Here is a 2,307-nt window from a genome sequence, read left to right as displayed (position 1 = left end):
CTTAGCAAACAGATCTTTGAAAACTGAACAATGATAGGTAATCAATCGAAAGATTGAACATATGCCAGAGTGCGGGTTTTGATATAGTCAAAACCAACCATAATTCAAAGTTACTTAAATGTAACGACAACAAAACAAATGAGCTATTCAAATAGCTTCAAGATATCTTGGAGAGTTTGATCCTGGCTCAGGACGAACGCTGGCGGCGTGCTTAACACATGCAAGTCGAACGGAGCGAAATGGAAGCTTGCTTCTATGGAGCTTAGTGGCGAACGGGTGAGTAACGCGTAATCAACCTGCCCTTCAGAGGGGGACAACAGTTGGAAACGACTGCTAATACCGCATACGATTCAACTTCGGCATCGAGGATGAATGAAAGGTGGCCTCTATTTATAAGCTATCGCTGAAGGAGGGGATTGCGTCTGATTAGCTAGTTGGAGGGGTAACGGCCCACCAAGGCGATGATCAGTAGCCGGTCTGAGAGGATGAACGGCCACATTGGGACTGAGACACGGCCCAGACTCCTACGGGAGGCAGCAGTGGGGAATCTTCCGCAATGGACGAAAGTCTGACGGAGCAACGCCGCGTGAGTGATGACGGCCTTCGGGTTGTAAAGCTCTGTTAATCGGGACGAAAGGTCCTCTTGTGAATAATTAGAGGAATTGACGGTACCGGAATAGAAAGCCACGGCTAACTACGTGCCAGCAGCCGCGGTAATACGTAGGTGGCAAGCGTTGTCCGGAATTATTGGGCGTAAAGCGCGCGCAGGCGGATTAGTCAGTCTGTCTTAAAAGTTCGGGGCTTAACCCCGTGATGGGATGGAAACTGCTAATCTAGAGTATCGGAGAGGAAAGTGGAATTCCTAGTGTAGCGGTGAAATGCGTAGATATTAGGAAGAACACCAGTGGCGAAGGCGACTTTCTGGACGAAAACTGACGCTGAGGCGCGAAAGCCAGGGGAGCGAACGGGATTAGATACCCCGGTAGTCCTGGCCGTAAACGATGGGTACTAGGTGTAGGAGGTATCGACCCCTTCTGTGCCGGAGTTAACGCAATAAGTACCCCGCCTGGGGAGTACGACCGCAAGGTTGAAACTCAAAGGAATTGACGGGGGCCCGCACAAGCGGTGGAGTATGTGGTTTAATTCGACGCAACGCGAAGAACCTTACCAGGTCTTGACATTGATGGACAGAACTAGAGATAGTTCCTCTTCTTCGGAAGCCAGAAAACAGGTGGTGCACGGTTGTCGTCAGCTCGTGTCGTGAGATGTTGGGTTAAGTCCCGCAACGAGCGCAACCCCTATCTTATGTTGCCAGCACTTAGGGTGGGAACTCATGAGAGACTGCCGCAGACAATGCGGAGGAAGGCGGGGATGACGTCAAATCATCATGCCCCTTATGACCTGGGCTACACACGTACTACAATGGGAGTTAATAGACGGAAGCGAAGCCGCGAGGTGGAGCAAACCCGAGAAACACTCTCTCAGTTCGGATCGTAGGCTGCAACTCGCCTACGTGAAGTCGGAATCGCTAGTAATCGCAGGTCAGCATACTGCGGTGAATACGTTCCCGGGCCTTGTACACACCGCCCGTCACACCACGAAAGTCGGAAGTGCCCAAAGCCGGTGGGGTAACCTTCGGGAGCCAGCCGTCTAAGGTAAAGTCGATGATTGGGGTGAAGTCGTAACAAGGTAGCCGTATCGGAAGGTGCGGCTGGATCACCTCCTTTCTAGGGAGACATACACCGAATCGAGTATTCGGATGTCACTTAGGTCGACACTTTGGTAGGATAAACGTAGCATATGCGCTAGCTGTATCCTCACCTACATTGTTCGGTTTTGAGAGATCTGTAAAAGATACTCTCTAATTATATATGACGAATAAATTTTGCGTTTATCTAGGCGCACGTAAATTTACGAAGTTGCCGCATACTGGAAGTATGCAAGACAAGTAAATTAAGTGCAACGACGAGAAACACGAAATTTAGAGTCAGATTGTTCTTTGAAAACTGCATAGAAGATAATTATTATATTTGTAAGGTCATCTCTTAGAATTTCTAAGTAGGTTGACCCGAGTACATAGGAAATAATTCTCTGACTTATTGGTGACGTACATGCAAATGTACGGCTACAAAAAACGACAATGTATCTAATGCATGTCTAAAAATCTAAGTAAAGATTTTAAGGGCGTACGGTGGATGCCTTGGCGATATCAGCCGAAGAAGGACGCGGTAAGCTGCGATAAGCTACGGAGAGGTGCAAGCAACCTTCGACCCGTAGATTTCCGAATGGGGGAACCCGGCAGTGGTT

The 2,307-nt window shown here is 48.8% G+C and carries 2 rRNA genes; both read left to right on the top strand.

Annotated features, from left to right (window positions below):
* Positions 1-164: 164 nt before the first annotated feature.
* A 16S ribosomal RNA gene (locus VIR50_RS08085) occupies positions 165-1,727 on the top strand.
* 441 nt (positions 1,728-2,168) lie between these two features.
* Positions 2,169-2,307: ribosomal RNA gene (locus tag VIR50_RS08080) — 23S ribosomal RNA — on the top strand; the annotation flags it as partial.

The sequence above is a fragment of the Prevotella sp. genome, assembly GCF_036570325.1.
GTDB lineage: Bacteria > Bacteroidota > Bacteroidia > Bacteroidales > Bacteroidaceae > Prevotella.
The sequence above is the reverse complement of the archived record's forward strand: the minus strand, read 5'-3'. Positions and strand labels throughout refer to the sequence as shown.